This is a genomic window from Streptomyces sp. NPDC002776, assembly GCF_053592195.1.
Map to the genome: position 1 here is coordinate 476,189 of NZ_JBSFVG010000002.1, position 16,552 is coordinate 492,740.

18 protein-coding genes are annotated in these 16,552 nt (G+C 71.1%); 13 read left to right on the plus strand and 5 right to left on the minus strand.

The genetic code is table 11. From position 1 onward, the window contains the following. Positions 1–23: 23 nt before the first annotated feature. Positions 24–725: a DUF4191 domain-containing protein gene (locus ACWD11_RS06325; RefSeq protein WP_389418447.1), complete on the plus strand. Its 702-nt coding sequence runs from the start codon at positions 24–26 to the stop codon at positions 723–725. Between the two features lie 19 nt (positions 726–744). On the opposite strand, the gene ACWD11_RS06330 is transcribed toward ACWD11_RS06325, so the two are convergent. From ACWD11_RS06330 to ACWD11_RS06340, 3 genes are all read right to left on the minus strand, one after another. Further along, positions 745–1,260, minus strand: coding sequence for a flavin reductase family protein (locus ACWD11_RS06330; protein ID WP_451281583.1), 516 nt, complete (start codon positions 1,258–1,260; stop codon positions 745–747). A gap of 42 nt (positions 1,261–1,302) precedes the next feature. Next, positions 1,303–2,454: an acyl-CoA dehydrogenase family protein gene (locus tag ACWD11_RS06335; protein ID WP_389418445.1), complete on the minus strand. Its 1,152-nt coding sequence runs from the start codon at positions 2,452–2,454 to the stop codon at positions 1,303–1,305. Between the two features lie 101 nt (positions 2,455–2,555). Continuing rightward, positions 2,556–3,023, minus strand: a complete 468-nt coding sequence (locus ACWD11_RS06340) for an RDD family protein (RefSeq protein WP_389418444.1) — start codon at positions 3,021–3,023, stop codon at positions 2,556–2,558. Positions 3,024–3,233: 210 nt separating this feature from the next. On the opposite strand from ACWD11_RS06340, the gene glnA reads away from it, so the two are divergent. Together glnA and ACWD11_RS06350 are read left to right on the plus strand one after the other, a co-directional pair. After that, complete coding sequence (glnA, locus tag ACWD11_RS06345) at positions 3,234–4,643, plus strand: type I glutamate--ammonia ligase (RefSeq protein ID WP_250070264.1); 1,410 nt, start codon at positions 3,234–3,236, stop codon at positions 4,641–4,643. Positions 4,644–4,743: 100 nt separating this feature from the next. Continuing rightward, a complete protein-coding gene (locus tag ACWD11_RS06350; protein ID WP_451281586.1) occupies positions 4,744–5,004 on the plus strand; it encodes an SCO2583/SCO2584 N-terminal domain-containing protein in 261 nt (86 codons plus the stop codon). 32 nt (positions 5,005–5,036) lie between these two features. On the opposite strand, the gene ACWD11_RS06355 is transcribed toward ACWD11_RS06350, so the two are convergent. Then, positions 5,037–5,312, minus strand: coding sequence for a hypothetical protein (locus ACWD11_RS06355; RefSeq protein ID WP_451120501.1), 276 nt, complete (start codon positions 5,310–5,312; stop codon positions 5,037–5,039). 167 nt (positions 5,313–5,479) lie between these two features. On the opposite strand from ACWD11_RS06355, the gene ACWD11_RS06360 reads away from it, so the two are divergent. Continuing rightward, positions 5,480–5,986 (plus strand): DUF1269 domain-containing protein, encoded by a 507-nt coding sequence (locus ACWD11_RS06360; protein WP_451281588.1) that lies wholly within the window; start codon positions 5,480–5,482, stop codon positions 5,984–5,986. Positions 5,987–6,084: 98 nt separating this feature from the next. Beyond that, positions 6,085–7,272 (plus strand): winged helix DNA-binding domain-containing protein, encoded by a 1,188-nt coding sequence (locus ACWD11_RS06365; protein WP_451281590.1) that lies wholly within the window; start codon positions 6,085–6,087, stop codon positions 7,270–7,272. Positions 7,273–7,843: 571 nt separating this feature from the next. Here the strand turns inward: ACWD11_RS06365 and ACWD11_RS06370 are convergent. Continuing rightward, a complete protein-coding gene (locus ACWD11_RS06370) occupies positions 7,844–8,152 on the minus strand; it encodes a hypothetical protein (RefSeq protein ID WP_389416414.1) in 309 nt (102 codons plus the stop codon). A 235-nt stretch (positions 8,153–8,387) separates the two neighbouring features. Here ACWD11_RS06370 and ACWD11_RS06375 point away from each other — a divergent pair, with 235 nt between their 5' ends. From ACWD11_RS06375 to ACWD11_RS06410, 8 genes are all read left to right on the plus strand, one after another. Continuing rightward, positions 8,388–8,750, plus strand: coding sequence for an arsenate reductase family protein (locus ACWD11_RS06375; RefSeq protein WP_389416413.1), 363 nt, complete (start codon positions 8,388–8,390; stop codon positions 8,748–8,750). Positions 8,751–8,824: 74 nt separating this feature from the next. Further along, positions 8,825–9,679: a hypothetical protein gene (locus tag ACWD11_RS06380; RefSeq protein WP_451281592.1), complete on the plus strand. Its 855-nt coding sequence runs from the start codon at positions 8,825–8,827 to the stop codon at positions 9,677–9,679. A 139-nt stretch (positions 9,680–9,818) separates the two neighbouring features. Beyond that, positions 9,819–10,466 (plus strand): hypothetical protein, encoded by a 648-nt coding sequence (locus ACWD11_RS06385; protein WP_451281594.1) that lies wholly within the window; start codon positions 9,819–9,821, stop codon positions 10,464–10,466. A 262-nt stretch (positions 10,467–10,728) separates the two neighbouring features. Continuing rightward, positions 10,729–11,757, plus strand: a complete 1,029-nt coding sequence (gene glnII, locus ACWD11_RS06390; protein WP_389416410.1) for a glutamine synthetase — start codon at positions 10,729–10,731, stop codon at positions 11,755–11,757. Positions 11,758–11,883: 126 nt separating this feature from the next. After that, positions 11,884–12,912, plus strand: a complete 1,029-nt coding sequence (locus tag ACWD11_RS06395; protein ID WP_451281596.1) for an NAD-dependent epimerase/dehydratase family protein — start codon at positions 11,884–11,886, stop codon at positions 12,910–12,912. Positions 12,913–12,963: 51 nt separating this feature from the next. Continuing rightward, positions 12,964–14,217 carry a sensor histidine kinase gene (locus ACWD11_RS06400; protein ID WP_389416408.1) on the plus strand — a complete coding sequence of 418 codons (1,254 nt, stop codon included), beginning with the start codon at positions 12,964–12,966 and terminating at the stop codon, positions 14,215–14,217. Continuing rightward, on the plus strand, positions 14,202–14,858 hold the full coding sequence (locus tag ACWD11_RS06405) for a LuxR C-terminal-related transcriptional regulator (protein WP_389416407.1): 657 nt from the start codon (positions 14,202–14,204) through the stop codon (positions 14,856–14,858). Before ACWD11_RS06400 ends, ACWD11_RS06405 begins: the two co-directional genes overlap by 16 nt. 137 nt (positions 14,859–14,995) lie before the next feature. Continuing rightward, entirely contained in the window at positions 14,996–16,528 is a 1,533-nt protein-coding gene (locus ACWD11_RS06410) for a DUF1996 domain-containing protein (RefSeq protein WP_389416406.1), read from the plus strand. Positions 16,529–16,552: the final 24 nt, after the last annotated feature.

A 16,552-nucleotide genomic window follows, 5' to 3' on the forward strand; every position in this document is an offset into this window, starting at 1 on the left:
CGGGGCCACGTAGACTTCGTGCCATGGCGAGAAGTGACAGCGCGGCGGATGCCGCTAACCCCGGGCGTCTGAAGCAGATCGCCCTGACGTACAAGATGACTCGCAGGGCCGACAAGAAGATCGGCTTCGTGCTGGCGGGCGTCTTCCTCCTCATCCTCGGTGTCTTTCTCGCGATCGGCTTCCTGATCGGTCACCCGATCTACCTCGGCATCCTGGGGGTGCTGCTCGCCTTCCTCGGCACGGCGATCGTGTTCGGGCGGCGGGCCGAGCGGGCCGCCTTCGGTCAGATGGAGGGCCAGCCGGGCGCGGCCGCCGCCGTACTGGACAACATCGGCCGGGGCTGGACGACCACCCCCGCGGTGGCGATGAACCGCAGCCAGGACGTGGTGCACCGGGCGGTCGGCAAGGCCGGGATCGTACTGGTCGCCGAGGGCAACCCGAACCGGGTGAAGAGCCTGCTGGCGGCCGAGAAGAGGAAGATGAACCGCATCGTGGCGGACGTGCCGGTGCACGATCTGATCGTGGGCGTCGGCGAGGGCCGGGTCGAGCTGAAGAAGCTGCGGACGACCATGCTGAAGCTGCCGCGGGTGCTCTCGGGCCCCCAGGTGACCGCGACCAACGACCGCCTGAAGGCCATGGGCGACCTGATGAGCAACATGCCGCTGCCGAAGGGGCCGATGCCCAAGGGCATGAAGCTTCCCAAGGGCGGCCCGAAGGCCCGCTGAGCCTGAGGCCCGCTGAGCCTCAGGCCAGCGTTCTGAAGGACCGGTCGTAATAGACCATCGGGGCTCCTTCACCCAGTCGTACACCCGTCACCCGGCCGATCAGGACCGTATGGTCCCCGGCCGGGTGACGTGCGTGTACGGCGCATTCCAGCACGGACGGGGCCCGCTCGACCGTCGGCAGTCCGCCGGGGCTCAGCCGCAGTCCGGCGGAGCCGAACTTGTCGGCGCCCCTGGTGGCGAAGCGCTCCGCGAGCGGGCGGTGGACCGGGGAGAGCACGCTCACCGCGAAGCGGTCGCAGCGGGCGAAGGACGCGGCCGAGTCGGCCGAGTCCGCCAGGCACACCAGGACCATCGGCGGCTCCAGCGACACCGAGCAGAACGAGCTCGCGGTGAAGCCGCGGGGGGTGCCGTCCAGGCACCGGGTGGTCACCACCACGACACCCGAGGGGAAGCGGCCCATCGCGGCCCGGAACTCCTCGGATGCCACCTCGGATGCCAGCGTCGTGTCCGGTATGTCTGTGTCCAGCTCGGTCATGACGCGACTATCCGCGAGCCCCGCCGCCCCGGCAACCGGACGTCAGCTCCGGTCGGACAGGGCCCAGGCACCGTAGGCGGCGCCCGTGGACTCGAAGGAGAGCGCCACGTGGGAGGCGGCGCTGTTCACGTCCCGCCAGAAGCGCTGCACCGGGTCGGTCGAGGACTGGCCGGAGGTTCCGCTGCTGCGGAAGACCCGGTCGACGGCCGAGACCAGCAGTTCCACCGCCAGCGCCAGGTCCCGGGCCCCGCGGACCGCCGCCTCGCCCTCGGCCGGGGACTCCGTTCCGTCGGCGACCGCCGCGGTACGCCGGACGAGGAGTTCCGCGGCGTCCGCCTCGGCGGCCGAGCGGGCCAGCGAGACCTGCGCCGAGGGCATCTCCCGTACGGCCCTCCCCCGCCGGTCGACCCGTGATCCGGTCCGCTCGACCCAGGCCCGCATGGCGCCCCGCACGGCGCCGACCAGCGGGGCGGCGAAGGGCAGCGCGTTCACGGCGTACATCGGCACGATGTGGCAGCGGGCGTCCGAGGCGGGGGCGCGGCCGGCGTGGACGGCGGAGCGGGCCAGGGTGCGGTGCCCGGGCACGAAGACGTCGGAGAGCACCAGGGTGTCGCTGCCGGTGCCCCGCATGCCCACGGAGTACCAGCTGTCGGCGATGGTGAAGTCGTCCCGCGGCACCGCGAAGTACCGCACCTCGGGCCGCCCCTCGGGGTCCGCCGACGGCTCGTCGGGGACGGGCGCGCAGGCGAGCGCCCAGTCGGCGAAGTGCACCCCGCTGATGTACTTCCACTCACCGCTCAGCCGCCAGCCGCCGTCGACGCGGCGGGCGGTGCCGGACGGCATCAGCGCCGCGGCGAGCAGGGCGTCGGGTCCGGCCGCCCAGATCTCCGCCTGCCCCCGCTCGGGCAGGAACGCCGCGTAGCGTCCGGCGTAGGCCGCCAGGGAGGCCGCCCAGGCCGCGGAGGTGCAGCCCTCGCCGACCCGGAAGACCGCCGAGGTCAGTTCGGTGAAGCCGCCGGCCGTGCCGCCGTGGGCGAGGGGAACGAAGTGCCGGGCGAAACCGGCGTCCCGCACCGCGTGCACCACCTGGGGCGAGAGCCGCCGTGCGGCCTCGGCCTCCTCGCTGTGCCGGGCCGCGATGTCGGCGACCTCGGTCGCCCGGTCCACGATCGTCGACGTGCTGTCGTACGACACTGTCCAACCACCTCCGCCAGAGTTGGCGGCAGTGTTTCGAACAACATTCGACGTGGCGGGGACCCCGGGCCGTGACCGCCGCGACGGTCACCCGACCGGCGTCAGATCCGGACCTCGACCGTGCGGGCCAGCCGGTCGTGCAGGCCGCGGCCGTCGCGGTCCCAGATCAGGGCCGGGACGGCGAGGCAGAGCAGGACCGTGCGCAGCAGGGCGCGCAGCGGATTGACCCGGCCGGTGTCCAGGGCGAGCACCCGCAGACCGAACAGGCGCTTGCCGGGCGTGAAGCCGACGCTGCCGAGGGTCAGGGCGCTCATCACGAACAGGATCAGCAGCGCCCAGTTGCCGGTGGTGCTGTCGTAGCCCTCCGTGATCAGGCCGTATGCGATCAAGAGACACAGGCCCCAGTCCACGGCGAGGGCGCCCAGGCGCCTGCCCGGACGGGCGATGGAACCGGGCCCGTGCTCGGGCAGACCGAGTTGCTCACCCCGGTATCCGAGGTCGATACCGGCGTCCTCCATGGCCGCGCGGGGCCCGGAGAGCCACGATCCGATTGCTTGCCTGTTGTCCACCCGTCCACGGTACTGCGCCCCCATATGACCGAGGACAGTCGGGGTGCGTCGGGGCTACGGTGGAACGAGGGCCGGTTAACTTGTGCGAAACAAATGGGTCACGCCAGAGAAATCACGCGTCCCTAGGGTCGAGGTCAGCGTGTGCCACCGCACTGGCCGCACGAACGAACTACCACCCCGGCACGGACCGTCGGGAGTAGGAGGAGCTGGATGTTCCAGAACGCCGACGAGGCCAAGAAGTTCATCGCGGACGAGGAGGTCAAGTTCGTCGACGTCCGCTTCTGCGACCTGCCGGGCGTCATGCAGCACTTCACGGTGCCCGTCGAGGCGTTCGACCCGGACGAGGAGCTCGCCTTCGACGGGTCGTCGATCCGCGGCTTCCAGGCCATCCACGAGTCCGACATGGCGCTGCGCGCGGACCTGTCGACCGCCCGGGTCGACCCGTTCCGCCGCGACAAGACGCTGAACGTCAACTTCTTCATCCACGACCCGATCACGGGCGAGCAGTACTCCCGTGACCCGCGGAACGTGGCGAAGAAGGCGGAGGCCTACCTCGCCTCGACCGGTATCGCGGACACCGCGTACTTCGGTCCCGAGGCCGAGTTCTACGTCTTCGACTCGGTCCGCTTCGCGACCTCCGCGAACGAGTCCTTCTACCACATCGACTCCGAGGCGGGCGCCTGGAACACCGGTGCGCTGGAGGACAACCGCGGCTACAAGGTCCGCTACAAGGGCGGCTACTTCCCGGTCCCGCCGGTCGACCACTTCGCCGACCTGCGCGCCGAGATCTCCCTGGAGCTGGACAAGCAGGGCCTGAAGGTCGAGCGCCAGCACCACGAGGTGGGCACCGCCGGCCAGGCCGAGATCAACTACAAGTTCAACACGCTGCTCGCCGCGGCCGACGACCTCCAGCTCTTCAAGTACATCGTGAAGAACGTGGCCTGGCGCAACGGCAAGACCGCGACCTTCATGCCGAAGCCGATCTTCGGTGACAACGGCTCGGGCATGCACGTCCACCAGTCGCTGTGGAGCAACGGCGACCCGCTGTTCTACGACGAGGCCGGCTACGCGGGCCTGTCGGACATGGCGCGCTACTACATCGGCGGCATCCTCAAGCACGCCCCGTCGCTGCTGGCCTTCACCAACCCGACGGTGAACTCCTACCACCGCCTGGTGCCGGGCTTCGAGGCGCCGATCAACCTGGTGTACTCGCAGCGCAACCGCTCCGCTGCCATGCGTATCCCGATCACGGGCTCCAACCCGAAGGCCAAGCGCGTCGAGTTTCGCGCGCCCGACTCCTCCGGCAACCCGTACCTGGCCTTCTCGGCCCTGCTCCTCGCGGGCCTGGACGGCATCAAGAACAAGATCGAGCCGGCCGAGCCGATCGACAAGGACCTGTACGAGCTGGCTCCCGAGGAGCACGCGAACGTCGCCCAGGTCCCGACCTCCCTCCCGGCCGTCCTCGACTCCCTGGAGCGCGACCACGAGTTCCTGCTCGCCGGTGACGTCTTCACGTCCGACCTGATCGAGACGTGGATCGACTTCAAGCGCGCCAACGAGATCGCCCCGCTCCAGCTGCGTCCGCACCCGCACGAGTTCGAGCTGTACTTCGACGTGTGATCGACGCCTGAGCCGTTGTGCCGGCGCCCCCGTTCCTGTTTCTCAGGGCGGGGGCGTCGTCGTATCGTGGGGGTACGGCTGTTCGAGAAGGGCTACGGGGATGTCCGAACGGGACGACGGCGAGCGGGAGTTCGACATCATGTGGGCGGACGCGGCCGCGCACAAGGAGCCGTCCGCGCGGGCGCGGATGCTGGCCGCCCGGTGGAAGGAGAACCCGCCCGGTCCCGTGCCGTTCCGGGGCGATCCGGACCCGGTGCGGCACAGCCGGCGGCGGTCCTGGATATCCACCGCCGTGGTCCTGGGGAGCGTCGCGGCGATCATCGTGCTGCTCGGGTACGTGAACCTCAGGGGCGCCTACTGACTTCGGGGCGCCCCTGGGTCACGAACCTTCGCTCAGCTGTTACGGCCGCGGTCCTGGCGGCGGAACTGCATGGGCCGCTCGCGGCGGTAGCGGCGCTCCCACTTGGCCTGCGTGTCACGACGCTGCCGGTACGCGCGGTAGTCCGACGGCATCGAGCCGGGTCCGCCGCCCGACCGGGGGGTCGGCGACGCGACGCGCCCGTACCGCACGTACAGGAAGAGCACGGCGACGGCGGCGAGCCAGTAGAGAGGGTTCCCGAATCCCATGACAACCAGGACGACGGTCCCGGAAAGAACGATGGTGCCCATGACGGCCTCCCCTCCATGGGCGTGGTGGCTGAGATTAGTCCAGGCTAGGGAGCCGAGCACTCGGCGTGCATCCCCTTTTCCACCGGCCTAGAGTCGGATCGATTGCGCAAATGCCGCAATACGGACGTGCGGGACGATGCCGTACGGGAAACAAGGGGTGCCCCACCATGAGCGATCTCTTCGTCATCGCCTATAAGGACGTCGCCACCGCGAGCCAGGTCCGCGACAAGCTGTTCGAGCTGTCCAAGCAGCATGTGGTGGAGCTGGAGGACGCGGTGGTCGTCGAGCGCCACCAGGACGGCAAGATCAAACTGCATCAGGCGGTCAACCACACGGCCGTGGGCGCGGCCGGCGGTGCGCTGTGGGGCGGTGTGATCGGACTGCTCTTCCTGGCCCCGCTGCTGGGGGCGGCGGTGGGCGCGGCGGCCGGTGCGGCCGGGGGCGCGGTCACCGACACGGGCATCAACGACGACTTCATGAAGGACCTCAGCGCGAATCTGCGGCCGGGTGCCGCCGCGCTGTTCGTACTGGTGAAGAAGGCGGCCGACGACAAGGTGATCCCGCAACTGACGCCTTATGGCGGTGAGTTGGTGCAGACCTCGCTCAGCAAGGCCGACGAGGACCACCTGCGGGAGGCCATCGCGGCGGCGACGCGGAAGACGGAGCCCGCGTGACGGCGCAGGTCTAGGCCCCTTGTCCGGACTCGCCCCGCCGGGACTGTCAGTGGCTTCCGTCAGGATGTGGTGACGGCTGTGACGGGTGGAGGTCGGACATGGGTGACGGCGGGCCGCGGTACATCGGGGTGGCCGAGCGGCGGGCCCGGCTGGCGGTGCGGCATCGGCTGGCCGGGGAGGCGCGGGCGGGGAGTCCGGAGGAGGTCGCCGGGTCGCTGGTGGCGCTGCACGGTACCGATCCGGCGACGGTGTTCCTCGCCGTCGGGGCGCGGCTGGCGGACCCGGCGAAGACCGTCGCCGGTACGGAGCGGGCGCTGTACGAGGACCGTTCACTGGTGCGGATGCACGGCATGCGGCACACGGTGTTCGTGTTCCCGACCGAGCTGACCGCCGTCGTGCACGCCTCCACCGGGCTCGCGGTCGCCGCCCGGGAACGCGCCTCACTGGTCAAGGACATGGCGAAGGCGGGGGCGCCGGACGCGGAGTGGCTGCGGGAGGTGGAGGCGTCGGCGCTGTCCGCGCTGGCGCGGCGCGGGGAGGCGACGGCGGCCGAACTGGCCCGGGACGAGCCGCGGTTGCGGGAGCAGTTCGTGTACGCGGCCGGGAAGAGCTACGAGGGGGTGCACACCGTTTCGTCGCGGCTGCTGAGGGTGCTGGGGATCGAGGGGAAGGTCGTACGGGGGCGGCCGCTCGGCTCGTGGACGTCGACGCAGTTCCGGTGGGCGCCGGCGCCGGAGCATCCCGAGCTGGGCCCTGCCGGGGCACAGGCGGAGCTGCTGCGGCGGTGGCTGGCGGTGTGCGGGCCTGCCACGGAGGCGGATCTGAAGTGGTGGACGGGGTGGCGGGTGACCGAGGTGCGGCGGGCGCTGGCGGCGATCGGGGCGGAGGCGGTGGGGCTGGACGAGGGCACCGGATATGTCGTCGCCGGGGACGCCGGGCCGGTGGCGGAGCCGCGGCGGCCGTGGGCGGCGCTGTTGCCGGGGCTGGATCCCACGGCGATGGGGTGGCAGGGGCGGGACTGGTATCTGGCGCCGTCGCTGCGGGGGGCGTTGTTCGACCGGAGCGGGAACGTGGGGCCGACGGTGTGGTGGGACGGACGGGTGGTCGGGGGGTGGGCGCAGCGCCCTGACGGGGAGATCGTGTGGCGCCTGCTGGATTCCTCCGGGGTGGGCGGGGAGGCACAGACGGCGATCTCGGCCGAGGCGGAGCGGTTGCGGGAGTGGCTGGGCACGACCCGTGTCACGCCCCGCTTCCGCACCCCGCTGGAGCGGGAGCTGACGGGGTGAGGGCCGGGGTCGGGTGGGGGCTGAGGTGCGGGTGGGTGTGATTCCCGACGCGGCTGGAGCGGGAGTTGCGGGTCGGCGGACCGGGGTCGACACAAAGTGGGGGCGGAGGTGCGGGTGGGGGTGACTCCCGACGGCGCTGGAACGGGAGTTGCGGGTCGAGGACCTGGGTCGGGCTGGCTGCCGGTACGGCCTGGAGCGCGGGCGCGGGTGGGTCGGGGTCCGCTTGAGCGGGAGCTGACGGGGTGAGGGCCGGGGCGGTCGCCGTCCGCGGAGTGCGGGCCGGGGTGCGTGGGGGCTGGCCCAGAGTGGGGGCGGAGGTGCGGGTGGGTGTGATTCCCGACGGCGCTGGAACGGGAGTTGCGGGTCGAGGACCTGGGTCGGGCTGGCTGCCGGTACGCCTGGAGTTCGGTGAATCCGGGCTCCGCTGGAGCGGGAGTTGGCGAGGCGAAGGGAGACAGGGGGCGGTCGCCGTCCACGGAGTGCGGGCCGGGGTGCGGGTGAAGGTGGATTCGCTTGCCCTCACCTGCGGGGTGCCGGGTGCCTCGCGGAGGCAAGGCGCCCGGCATGGGGCTCAGCGGTTGTAGCGCATGAACGCCCGCACCATGTGGCACGTCGTGTCCGACGGGGGATGGATGCCGATCTGCTCCGCGGTGTCGCGGATCGTCTCGTTGCGGGCCTGGTTCGGGACGTAGACGCCCGAGTCGAGCAGGGCTATGGCGAGGCGCATGGCCTTGAGGCGGCGGTTGTGGGTGACGTACCACTCGCGGGGGCGGCCCGCGGGCAGCGGGCGCTTCTCCAGCGGGACGTACGGCAGGTCCAGCAGGACCGGGCGCTTCGCGGTGGACTGGGTCGGCTTCGGCTTCAGTGCGGCAGCGGGCACAGGCATCCTCCTGTCGCGGTCAGGGCGCCGTCCGTCCGGACGCTCCGGCGACACCCTCGAACACTGCTTCCAGTCTACCGCCCACCACTGACAATCAGCAGAACGCCTCCGCCATCAAACGCCCTGGTGAGAAAGGGAATTGGCGGTCTGCCACAGCGGATCCGGGAGGGGCTCCTGGGGCCACAGGAAATCGAACAGAGGTGACTTGCGCCCCCATCCGCTTACCGTTGCCCTCATGGAGATCTGGATCAACCCCGCCTGTTCCAAGTGCCGCAGCGCCCTCACCGTGCTGGACGCCGAGGGCGCCGACTACACCGTCCGCCGCTATCTGGAGGACGTCCCGAGCGAGGACGAGATCCGCGCCGTACTCGACCGGCTCGGCCTCGAACCGTGGGACATCACCCGCACCCAGGAAGCCGCGGCCAAGGAGCTCGGGCTGAAGGAGTGGACGCGGGACGAGGCTTCCCGCGACCGGTGGGTCAAGGCGCTCGCCGAGCACCCGAAGCTCATCCAGCGCCCGCTCATCACCGCCGACGACGGCACCGCGGTCGTGGCCCGCACCGAGGAGGCCGTACGGGACGCACTGTCCCGAAAGTGACGCGGGCGCACGGTTGTTGAGGGTTTGTCGCTCGGCGTGAACGGCGGCCGGGCGCCCTGTTACCCTCCGCCGCCATGACGTCCCCCGAGCACGGAACGCCGTACGGTCATCCCGGCGGCCCGTACGTGTACCCCGGCCCCCCTGACCCGCACGCCGCCTGGGTCGCCGAGCAGGAGCTGATACGCCGGCGGCGCCTGCGCCGGACCGCGGCCGGGGTCGCGGGCGGAGTGCTGGTCGGGGCCGTCATGGCCGGAGCCCTGCTGCTCGTGGGCGGCGACGGAGAGGACCCGGCGGTGGCCGCGGACACGACACCGAGCGCCGCCGCCGAGCCGTCCGGCACCGAGAGTGTCCCCCGCGTCGACGCCGGCACGCCCTCCGGCGTCCCGAGCGCGCTGCCCTCGCTGCTGGAGCGCCCGATCATCAGCGCCGACCAGGCGTTCCCGCGCGAGACGGTCACGCTGGAGGACGGCTCCACCTTCGAGCGAGTCGACCGCGCCACCACCACCGACTGCGCGCGCGGGATGTCGCAGGCGCTGGCGGAGCTGATCGAGCAGGGCGGGCCGTGCGCACGGATGACCGCGGCCCTGTTCACGGACGCGGACCGGCGCTCGCAGGTGACGGTCTCGGTGCTGAGCTTCGAGCGCCCCGAGGACGCCTCGCGGGTGTTCATGATGGCCTCCATGGACCCGGTGACCTACCAGGTCGTCTCGCTGGACCCGGCGCCGGAGGCGGGGCTGCCGACCGTGCCGCCGGGGTCGCCGGGGCTCTTCGAGCGGCTGATGACCGTACGGTCCGTGGTGTTCGCCAACGGGCAGTGGGGCGACGGCTCCGAGACCCGCCAGGAGGAGCTCACCCGTCAGACCCAGGGGCTGCTCCAGTACGTGAACGACGACGTGGTGGCCTACGAGGACGCCGCACCCCCGGAGTGACCCAGCGGGAGTGAATCAGCGGAAGTGGACAACTCCCTTGTGGCACAGGTCACTTCGATCACTCCCGCAACCCCTGAGCAACTTCGTTCGGTATCTCGTACCTAGCGGCATACAGCTCCCCACCTCCCAGGAGGCGCGTATGTCACGCAGGAGAACCCTCAGCACGAAGAAGAAGGTGGCGCTGCTCGTCAGCGCCACGACGGTGGCGGGCGGCGGTGCCTTCGTCATGGCGAGCACCTCCAACGCCGCCCCGCCGAAGACCGCCGCGGAGTCGAGTGTCTGCCAGGGACTCGCCACCGCCCTCGGCAACAATCTGCGGTTCATCGAGGAACAGCGGGCCGAGCCCGACGCCCAGTCGGCGGCCCGGATCACCAACCGCGAGGCGGTCGTCGCGCAGATCAAGGTCCAGCAGGAGGCGTCCGGGTGCGTCGTCGGGGAGTCGGCTCAGGGCTCCCAGGCCGCGCCGCCCGCCGCGCCGCCCGCCCAGTCGCAGCCGCCGGCGGAGCAGGCCCAGCCCTCGCAGCCACCGGCGGAAGCCGGGCAGCAGGTCTGCAACGGCTCCACCGTCACCCTCTCCGGGGAGGGCGGCGCCCCGGCCGCGTCCAGCAGCCAGTTCCCGGCCGGCACCAAGCTGAAGGTCACCAACCTGGACAACAACAAGTCCACGACGGTGGAGGTCACCTCGGTCTCCGGCTCCTGTGTCCTGCTGAACAACGCGGCCTTCGAGCAGGTCCGCGAGCCCGGCAAGTTCCTGATCCGCCGGGCCGTGATCGAGAAGGTCGGGTGAGCTCCTGACCTGCTGAGGCGGAGCGGCGACCGGCTGTACCTCGGGGGGCAGCCGGTCGCCTCGCCATGCCCCTCGTCGCCGCGGGTACGGCTCACAGCGTGAGACGCACCACAGCACCACCAGGTAACACGGGGTTCACATGGGAGCAATGACCGGGAAATCGCCTGTTGACAGGCTCGCGGGCATCAACGCGGCGCCCCAGTGCCGCAGCGCCGCAGCACCCGCAAGTGCGCCTAGAGACCCACCCCGAAGGATGTGGCCCGTGAGCTTCAAGGCTGAGTACATCTGGATCGACGGCACCGAGCCGACGGCCAAGCTGCGTTCGAAGACCAAGATCATTGGCGACGACGCGAAGGGTGCCGAGCTGCCGATCTGGGGCTTCGACGGGTCTTCCACCAACCAGGCCGAGGGCCACGCCTCGGACTGCGTGCTCAAGCCGGTCTTCTCCTGCCCGGACCCGATCCGCGGCGGCGACGACATCCTGGTCCTGTGCGAGGTCCTGAACATCGACATGACCCCGCACGCCACGAACACCCGTGCCGCGCTGACCGAGGTCGCCGAGAAGTTCGCCGCCCAGGAGCCGATCTTCGGCATCGAGCAGGAGTACACGTTCTTCAAGGACGGCTACCCGCTCGGCTTCCCCAAGGGCGGCTTCCCGGCCCCGCAGGGCGGCTACTACTGCGGCGTCGGCGCCGACGAGATCTTCGGCCGTGACGTCGTCGAGGCCCACCTGGACAACTGCCTGAAGGCGGGTCTGGGCATCTCCGGCATCAACGCCGAGGTCATGCCCGGCCAGTGGGAGTTCCAGGTCGGCCCGCTCGCCCCGCTGGAGGTCTCCGACCAGATGTGGGTGGCCCGCTGGCTGCTCTACCGCACGGCCGAGGACTTCGGCATCGCGGCGACCCTCGACCCCAAGCCGGTCAAGGGCGACTGGAACGGCGCCGGCGCGCACACCAACTTCTCCACCAAGGCGATGCGCGAGGGCTACGACGCGATCATCACCGCGTGCGAGTCGCTCGGTGAGGGCTCCAAGCCGCTCGACCACGTCAAGAACTACGGCGCCGGCATCGACGACCGCCTGACCGGTCTGCACGAGACCGCCCCGTGGAACGAGTACTCCTACGGCGTCTCCAACCGCGGTGCCTCGGTCCGTATCCCGTGGCAGGTCGAGAAGGACGGCAAGGGCTACATCGAGGACCGCCGCCCGAACGCCAACGTCGACCCGTACGTGGTGACCCGGCTGATCGTCGACACCTGCTGCGCCGCCCTGGAGAAGGCCGGCCAGGTCTGATCCGCCACTGCCCGGCAAGGGGCGCCCGCCGTCATGGCGGGCGCCCCTTCCGCATGCCGGGCGGCGGCGCTCTGCTGACGGCAGACGCCTGTTCCCCTGCGCGCCCGGGCCGGGCAGAGTCACCCCATGAGACTTCTGGTGCTGGGTGGTACGGAGTTCGTGGGGCGGGCCGTGGTCGAGGCGGCGCTCGGCCGGGACTGGGAGGTGACCGTCTTCCACCGGGGGCGGCACGAGGCCCCGGCAGGGGTCAGGGCGCTGCACGGCGACCGCACCGCCCCGGGCGGGCTCGCCGCGCTGGAGGAGGGCGAGTGGGATGTCGTCGTCGACACCTGGTCGGCGGCGCCGAGCGCGGTGCGGGACGCCGCACAGCTGCTGCGGGACCGCGTCGGGCGGTACCTGTACGTGTCCAGCTGCTCGGTGTACGACTGGGCTCCGCCCGCCGGTTACACCGAGGACGCGCCGACGGTGAGCGGCGCCTCCCCCGACGCCGGGCAGACCGCGTACGCCGAGGACAAGCGGGGCGGCGAGCTGGCGGTGCTGGACGCCTTCGGCCCCGACCGCGCGGTGCTGGCGCGGGCGGGGCTGATCATCGGCCCGTACGAGAACGTCGGCCGGCTGCCCTGGTGGCTGAACCGTACGGCGCGCGGCGGACCGGTGCTGGCGCCGGGGCCGCGGGAGCTGCCGATCCAGTACATCGACGCCCGTGACCTCGCCGACTGGCTCCTCGGCGCCGCGGAGCAGGGGCTGAGCGGCCCGTACAACCTGATCGGCCCCTCCGGACACGCCACGATGGGCGCGCTGCTCGACGCGTGCGCGGCGGTCACCGGCGGTACGGCCGAACTGCGCTGGGCCGGGCCGGAGATGATCCTGGAGGCCGGGATCGAGCCGTGGGTCCAGTTGCCGGTGTGGGTGCCGCCGAACAGCGATCTGCATGCCGCGCTGCACGGCGCCGACGTCTCCCGGGCCGTGGCGACGGGGCTGCGCTGCCGTCCCGTCGAGGAGACCGTCGCCGACACCTGGAGCTGGCTGCGGAGCCTCGGCGGGACGGCGCCGATGCGCGCGGACCGCTCGACGAAGGGGCTCGACCCGGAGGTGGAGGCGAAGGTGCTGGCGTCGCTGGATGGTCCCGGTGGTGTACCTGGCGACACCCCCTGAGCGGGGGCCCGGCCCCGTGACCCGGTCCCCGGGCTGGTCCAGACTTGCGCCATGACCACCACAGAGACGCACAGCAGGGCCCGCGGCATGATGCTCGCGGCGGTACGGGGACTGGGGCTGGCGCTGGTGCTGCTGCCGGGGGCGGTGCTCTGCTTCACGCTCTCCCTGGTGTCCATCGCGCTGATCCCCATCGGCGTCGGGATCGTCACCACGCCGTGGGTGCTCACGGGGGTGCGGGCGTTCGCCGACTGGCGGCGGCTCGTCGCGGCCCGGTGGGGCGGGGTGCGGATCCCCCCGGCGTACCGGCCGATACCGCCGGACGCCAACCCCTGGACCCGCACCTTCGCCATGCTCCGGGACCCGGCGACCTGGCGGGATCTGCGGTGGCTGCCGTTCGACATGACGGTCGGCTTCGTCACCGCGCTGCTCCCGGCGGTGCTCGTGCTGTACCCGCTGGAGGGATTCGCGCTGGCGCTGGGGCTGTGGCGGATCTTCCCCGACGGGTACTGGTACGGATTCGTGCCGATCACCGGGCAGGCCTCGGCGTTCGGCGCGGCCGTGCTGGCCGCCGGGTTCCTGGTGCTCGCGCACTTCTACACCACCCGGCTGCTGCACACCCACTTCACGCTCACCCGGGCGGTTCTCGCCTCCAACCAGGGCCGGCTCGCCGAGCGGGTGCGCGTGCTGACCGAGACCCGGCGGGACGCCGTCGACACCTCCGCCGCCGAACTGCGCCGCATCGAACGCGACCTGCACGACGGGGCGCAGGCCCGGCTGGTGGCGATGGGCATGGACCTCAGCACCGTCGACATGCTCCTCGACAAGGACCCCGAGCAGGCCAGGCAGCTCCTCGCGCAGGCCCGCAAGTCCTCCGTCGACGCGCTCGCCGAACTGCGCGACCTGGTGCGCGGCATCCATCCGCCGGTCCTCGCCGAACGCGGACTGGGCGACGCCGTACGGGCGTTGGCGCTGCGGCTGCCGGTGGCCACCGAGGTGACGGTGGAGCTGCCGGGGCGGGCACCGGCGCCGGTGGAGTCGGCCGTGTACTTCGCCGTCAGCGAGGTCCTCACCAACGCGGTCAAGCACTCCGGCGCCGACCGGATCTGGATCGACCTGCATCACGGCGAGGGCATGCTGCGGGCCACGGTCACCGACAACGGCAAGGGCGGCGCGGTGATCGGCGCCGGTTCGGGGCTGGCCGGGGTGGAGCGCCGACTGGGTACATTCGACGGCGTCCTGGCCGTCAGCAGCCCCGCGGGCGGTCCCACCCTGGTCACCATGGAGCTCCCTTGCGCGTTGTCCTAGCCGAAGACCTGTTCCTGCTGCGCGACGGACTCGTCCGGCTCCTCCAGGCACACGGCTTCGAGATCGCGGCGGCCGTCGAGAGCGGACCGGAGCTGCAGCGGGCGCTGGCCGAACTGAAGCCGGACGTCGCCGTGGTGGACGTGCGGCTCCCGCCCACGCACACCGACGAGGGCCTCCAGTGCGCGCTGCAGGCCCGCCGGGACCGGCCCGGCCTCCCGGTGCTGGTGCTCTCCCAGCACGTGGAGCAGCTCTACGCCCGTGAACTGCTCGCCGACGGCGACGGCGGGGTCGGTTATCTCCTCAAGGACCGGGTGTTCGACGCGGAGCAGTTCACGGACGCCGTACGGCGGGTCGCGGCCGGCGGGACCGCGATGGACCCGCAGGTGATCCAGCAGCTGCTGACCCGGCGGGCGGCGGAGGACCGGCGGCCGCTGGACCGGCTCACCCCGCGCGAGCGGGAGGTGCTGGAGCTGATGGCGCAGGGACGGACCAACGCGGCCATCGCGGGCCAGCTCGTCGTCACGGAACGGGCCATCGCCAAACACACCTCCAACATCTTCGCCAAACTGGATCTGGAGGTGTCGGACGACGACAATCGCCGCGTCCTGGCGGTTCTCGCCTATCTGGACCAAGGGCGGTGAAATGACAAGCGCCGAAGGGCAGTTGCGGTGAAATTCGTGGGACTGCTGAACACCCGTGGGACTGCGTCCGTATGGAAGGAAGCCGCTTCACTCCTGTCGGGCGCCTCGCTGCCCCGCAAGGAAGTCAGAGGAGTTCCATGGGACGCAACACACGAAAACGCCGTACGCCGCTGGCCACCAAGGCCATTGCCGCATCGGCGGCCCTAGCGCTCGGTGGGGGCGGGCTGATCTGGGCGAACTTCTACGCATCCGCGCACGAGTCGGGCCCGGACCAGAACCGGACGAGGTCCGCCGGCGCGCAGATCGCCACCATCGACTGCCCGGACGTCGGCCAGAAACTCACCGAGGTGCCGGGTCAGGCGCGTGGCGAGGTCGACGGCGAACTGGCCACGATGGACCAGCAGATCACCGAGGCCTACCAGCGGCTCGCGACGACGCGTGACGCCCAGGCCCGGGACGCCGCCTTCGTCCAGAACGCCATCCTCCAGCCGCTCAAGGACCGGCGGAAGGTCCTCATCGACCGCATCCAGCTGGAGATCAACCGCGTCGGCGGCAACGCCTCGGAGGACCTGGACAACCTGTCCGGCTGCACCGGCACGCCCGCCGATCAGCCGCAGACCAACGACGGCGGGACCGGCCAGGACCAGGGCGGCGACGGCGGTCAGGACCAGGGCCAGGAGGGGGACGGCCAGGATCAAGGTGACGGCCAGGACCAGGGCAACGGCGGACAGGCCGGCAACGGCCCGACCGCGGACGACTTCGTCGACATCACCCAGGTGCAGGCCAACGCCCAGCCGGGGGTCGGCGCCAACGGTCTGAAGGCGAACGGCAGGTCCGGTTCGCGCGGCAGCTTCACCACGAAGTGCGGCACCAACAGCAACGACAACCACAACACGGACAACGTGATCGTGGCCCCGGGTGTCAGCAACGGCGCCCACCACCTGCACGACTACGTCGGCAACCAGAACAACGACGCCTTCGCGAGCGACCAGGACCTGGCGGGGGCGCAGACCACCTGCCAGAACCAGGGCGACCGGTCGTCGTACTTCTGGCCGGTGCTGCGTCTGCAGGACGGTACGCAGGACTTCGACCAGAACAACGCCGGTGGCGGCACCGAGGGCAACGTCGGCAAGATCCTCGAACCCGTCCAGGCCCAGCTGAAGTTCGTCGGCAACAAGCGGGGTCCGGTCGTCGCGATGCCGCAGGCGCTGCGCATCATCACCGGCGACGCCAAGGCCTTCGTCAACGGCAACGCCAACGCCAACGTCAACTGGAGCTGCACCGGCTTCGAGAACCGGGTCCAGCTGAAGGACAAGTACCCGATCTGCCCCGAGGGCAGTGACGTGGTCCGCACGACCAACTTCCAGAGCTGCTGGGACGGCCAGAACATCGACAGCGCCAACCACCGCACCCATGTGGCGTTCGTCCAGGCCGACGGCACCTGCGCCAACGGCTTCAAGGCGATCCCCCAGCTCCAGGTCCGGCTGGTCTACGACGTTCCGCCGCCGACCATCGAGAACGGCCAGGTAGTGAACCCGTACGCGGTGGACACCTTCCCGGAGCAGTTGCACAAGCCGATCACCGACCACAACGACTTCATCAACTTCTTCTCCACGAGGCTGATGAACAAGATGGTCAACTGCATCAACAACGGCCAGCGCTGCCAGTGACACCGCTGCCGGTGGCGCCATGAA

Excerpts from the sequence above, each read along its gene's own strand:
- ACWD11_RS06325 (WP_389418447.1), top strand. The coding sequence starts at position 24 with ATGGCGAGAAGTGACAGCGCGGCGGATGCCGCTAACCCCGGGCGTCTG.
- ACWD11_RS06330 (WP_451281583.1), bottom strand. The coding sequence starts at position 1,260 with ATGACCGAGCTGGACACAGACATACCGGACACGACGCTGGCATCCGAG.
- glnA (WP_250070264.1), top strand. The coding sequence starts at position 3,234 with ATGTTCCAGAACGCCGACGAGGCCAAGAAGTTCATCGCGGACGAGGAG.
- ACWD11_RS06350 (WP_451281586.1), top strand. The coding sequence starts at position 4,744 with ATGTCCGAACGGGACGACGGCGAGCGGGAGTTCGACATCATGTGGGCG.
- ACWD11_RS06355 (WP_451120501.1), bottom strand. The coding sequence starts at position 5,312 with ATGGGCACCATCGTTCTTTCCGGGACCGTCGTCCTGGTTGTCATGGGA.
- ACWD11_RS06360 (WP_451281588.1), top strand. The coding sequence starts at position 5,480 with ATGAGCGATCTCTTCGTCATCGCCTATAAGGACGTCGCCACCGCGAGC.
- ACWD11_RS06365 (WP_451281590.1), top strand. The coding sequence starts at position 6,085 with ATGGGTGACGGCGGGCCGCGGTACATCGGGGTGGCCGAGCGGCGGGCC.
- ACWD11_RS06375 (WP_389416413.1), top strand. The coding sequence starts at position 8,388 with ATGGAGATCTGGATCAACCCCGCCTGTTCCAAGTGCCGCAGCGCCCTC.
- ACWD11_RS06380 (WP_451281592.1), top strand. The coding sequence starts at position 8,825 with ATGACGTCCCCCGAGCACGGAACGCCGTACGGTCATCCCGGCGGCCCG.
- ACWD11_RS06385 (WP_451281594.1), top strand. The coding sequence starts at position 9,819 with ATGTCACGCAGGAGAACCCTCAGCACGAAGAAGAAGGTGGCGCTGCTC.
- ACWD11_RS06395 (WP_451281596.1), top strand. The coding sequence starts at position 11,884 with ATGAGACTTCTGGTGCTGGGTGGTACGGAGTTCGTGGGGCGGGCCGTG.
- ACWD11_RS06400 (WP_389416408.1), top strand. The coding sequence starts at position 12,964 with ATGACCACCACAGAGACGCACAGCAGGGCCCGCGGCATGATGCTCGCG.
- ACWD11_RS06410 (WP_389416406.1), top strand. The coding sequence starts at position 14,996 with ATGGGACGCAACACACGAAAACGCCGTACGCCGCTGGCCACCAAGGCC.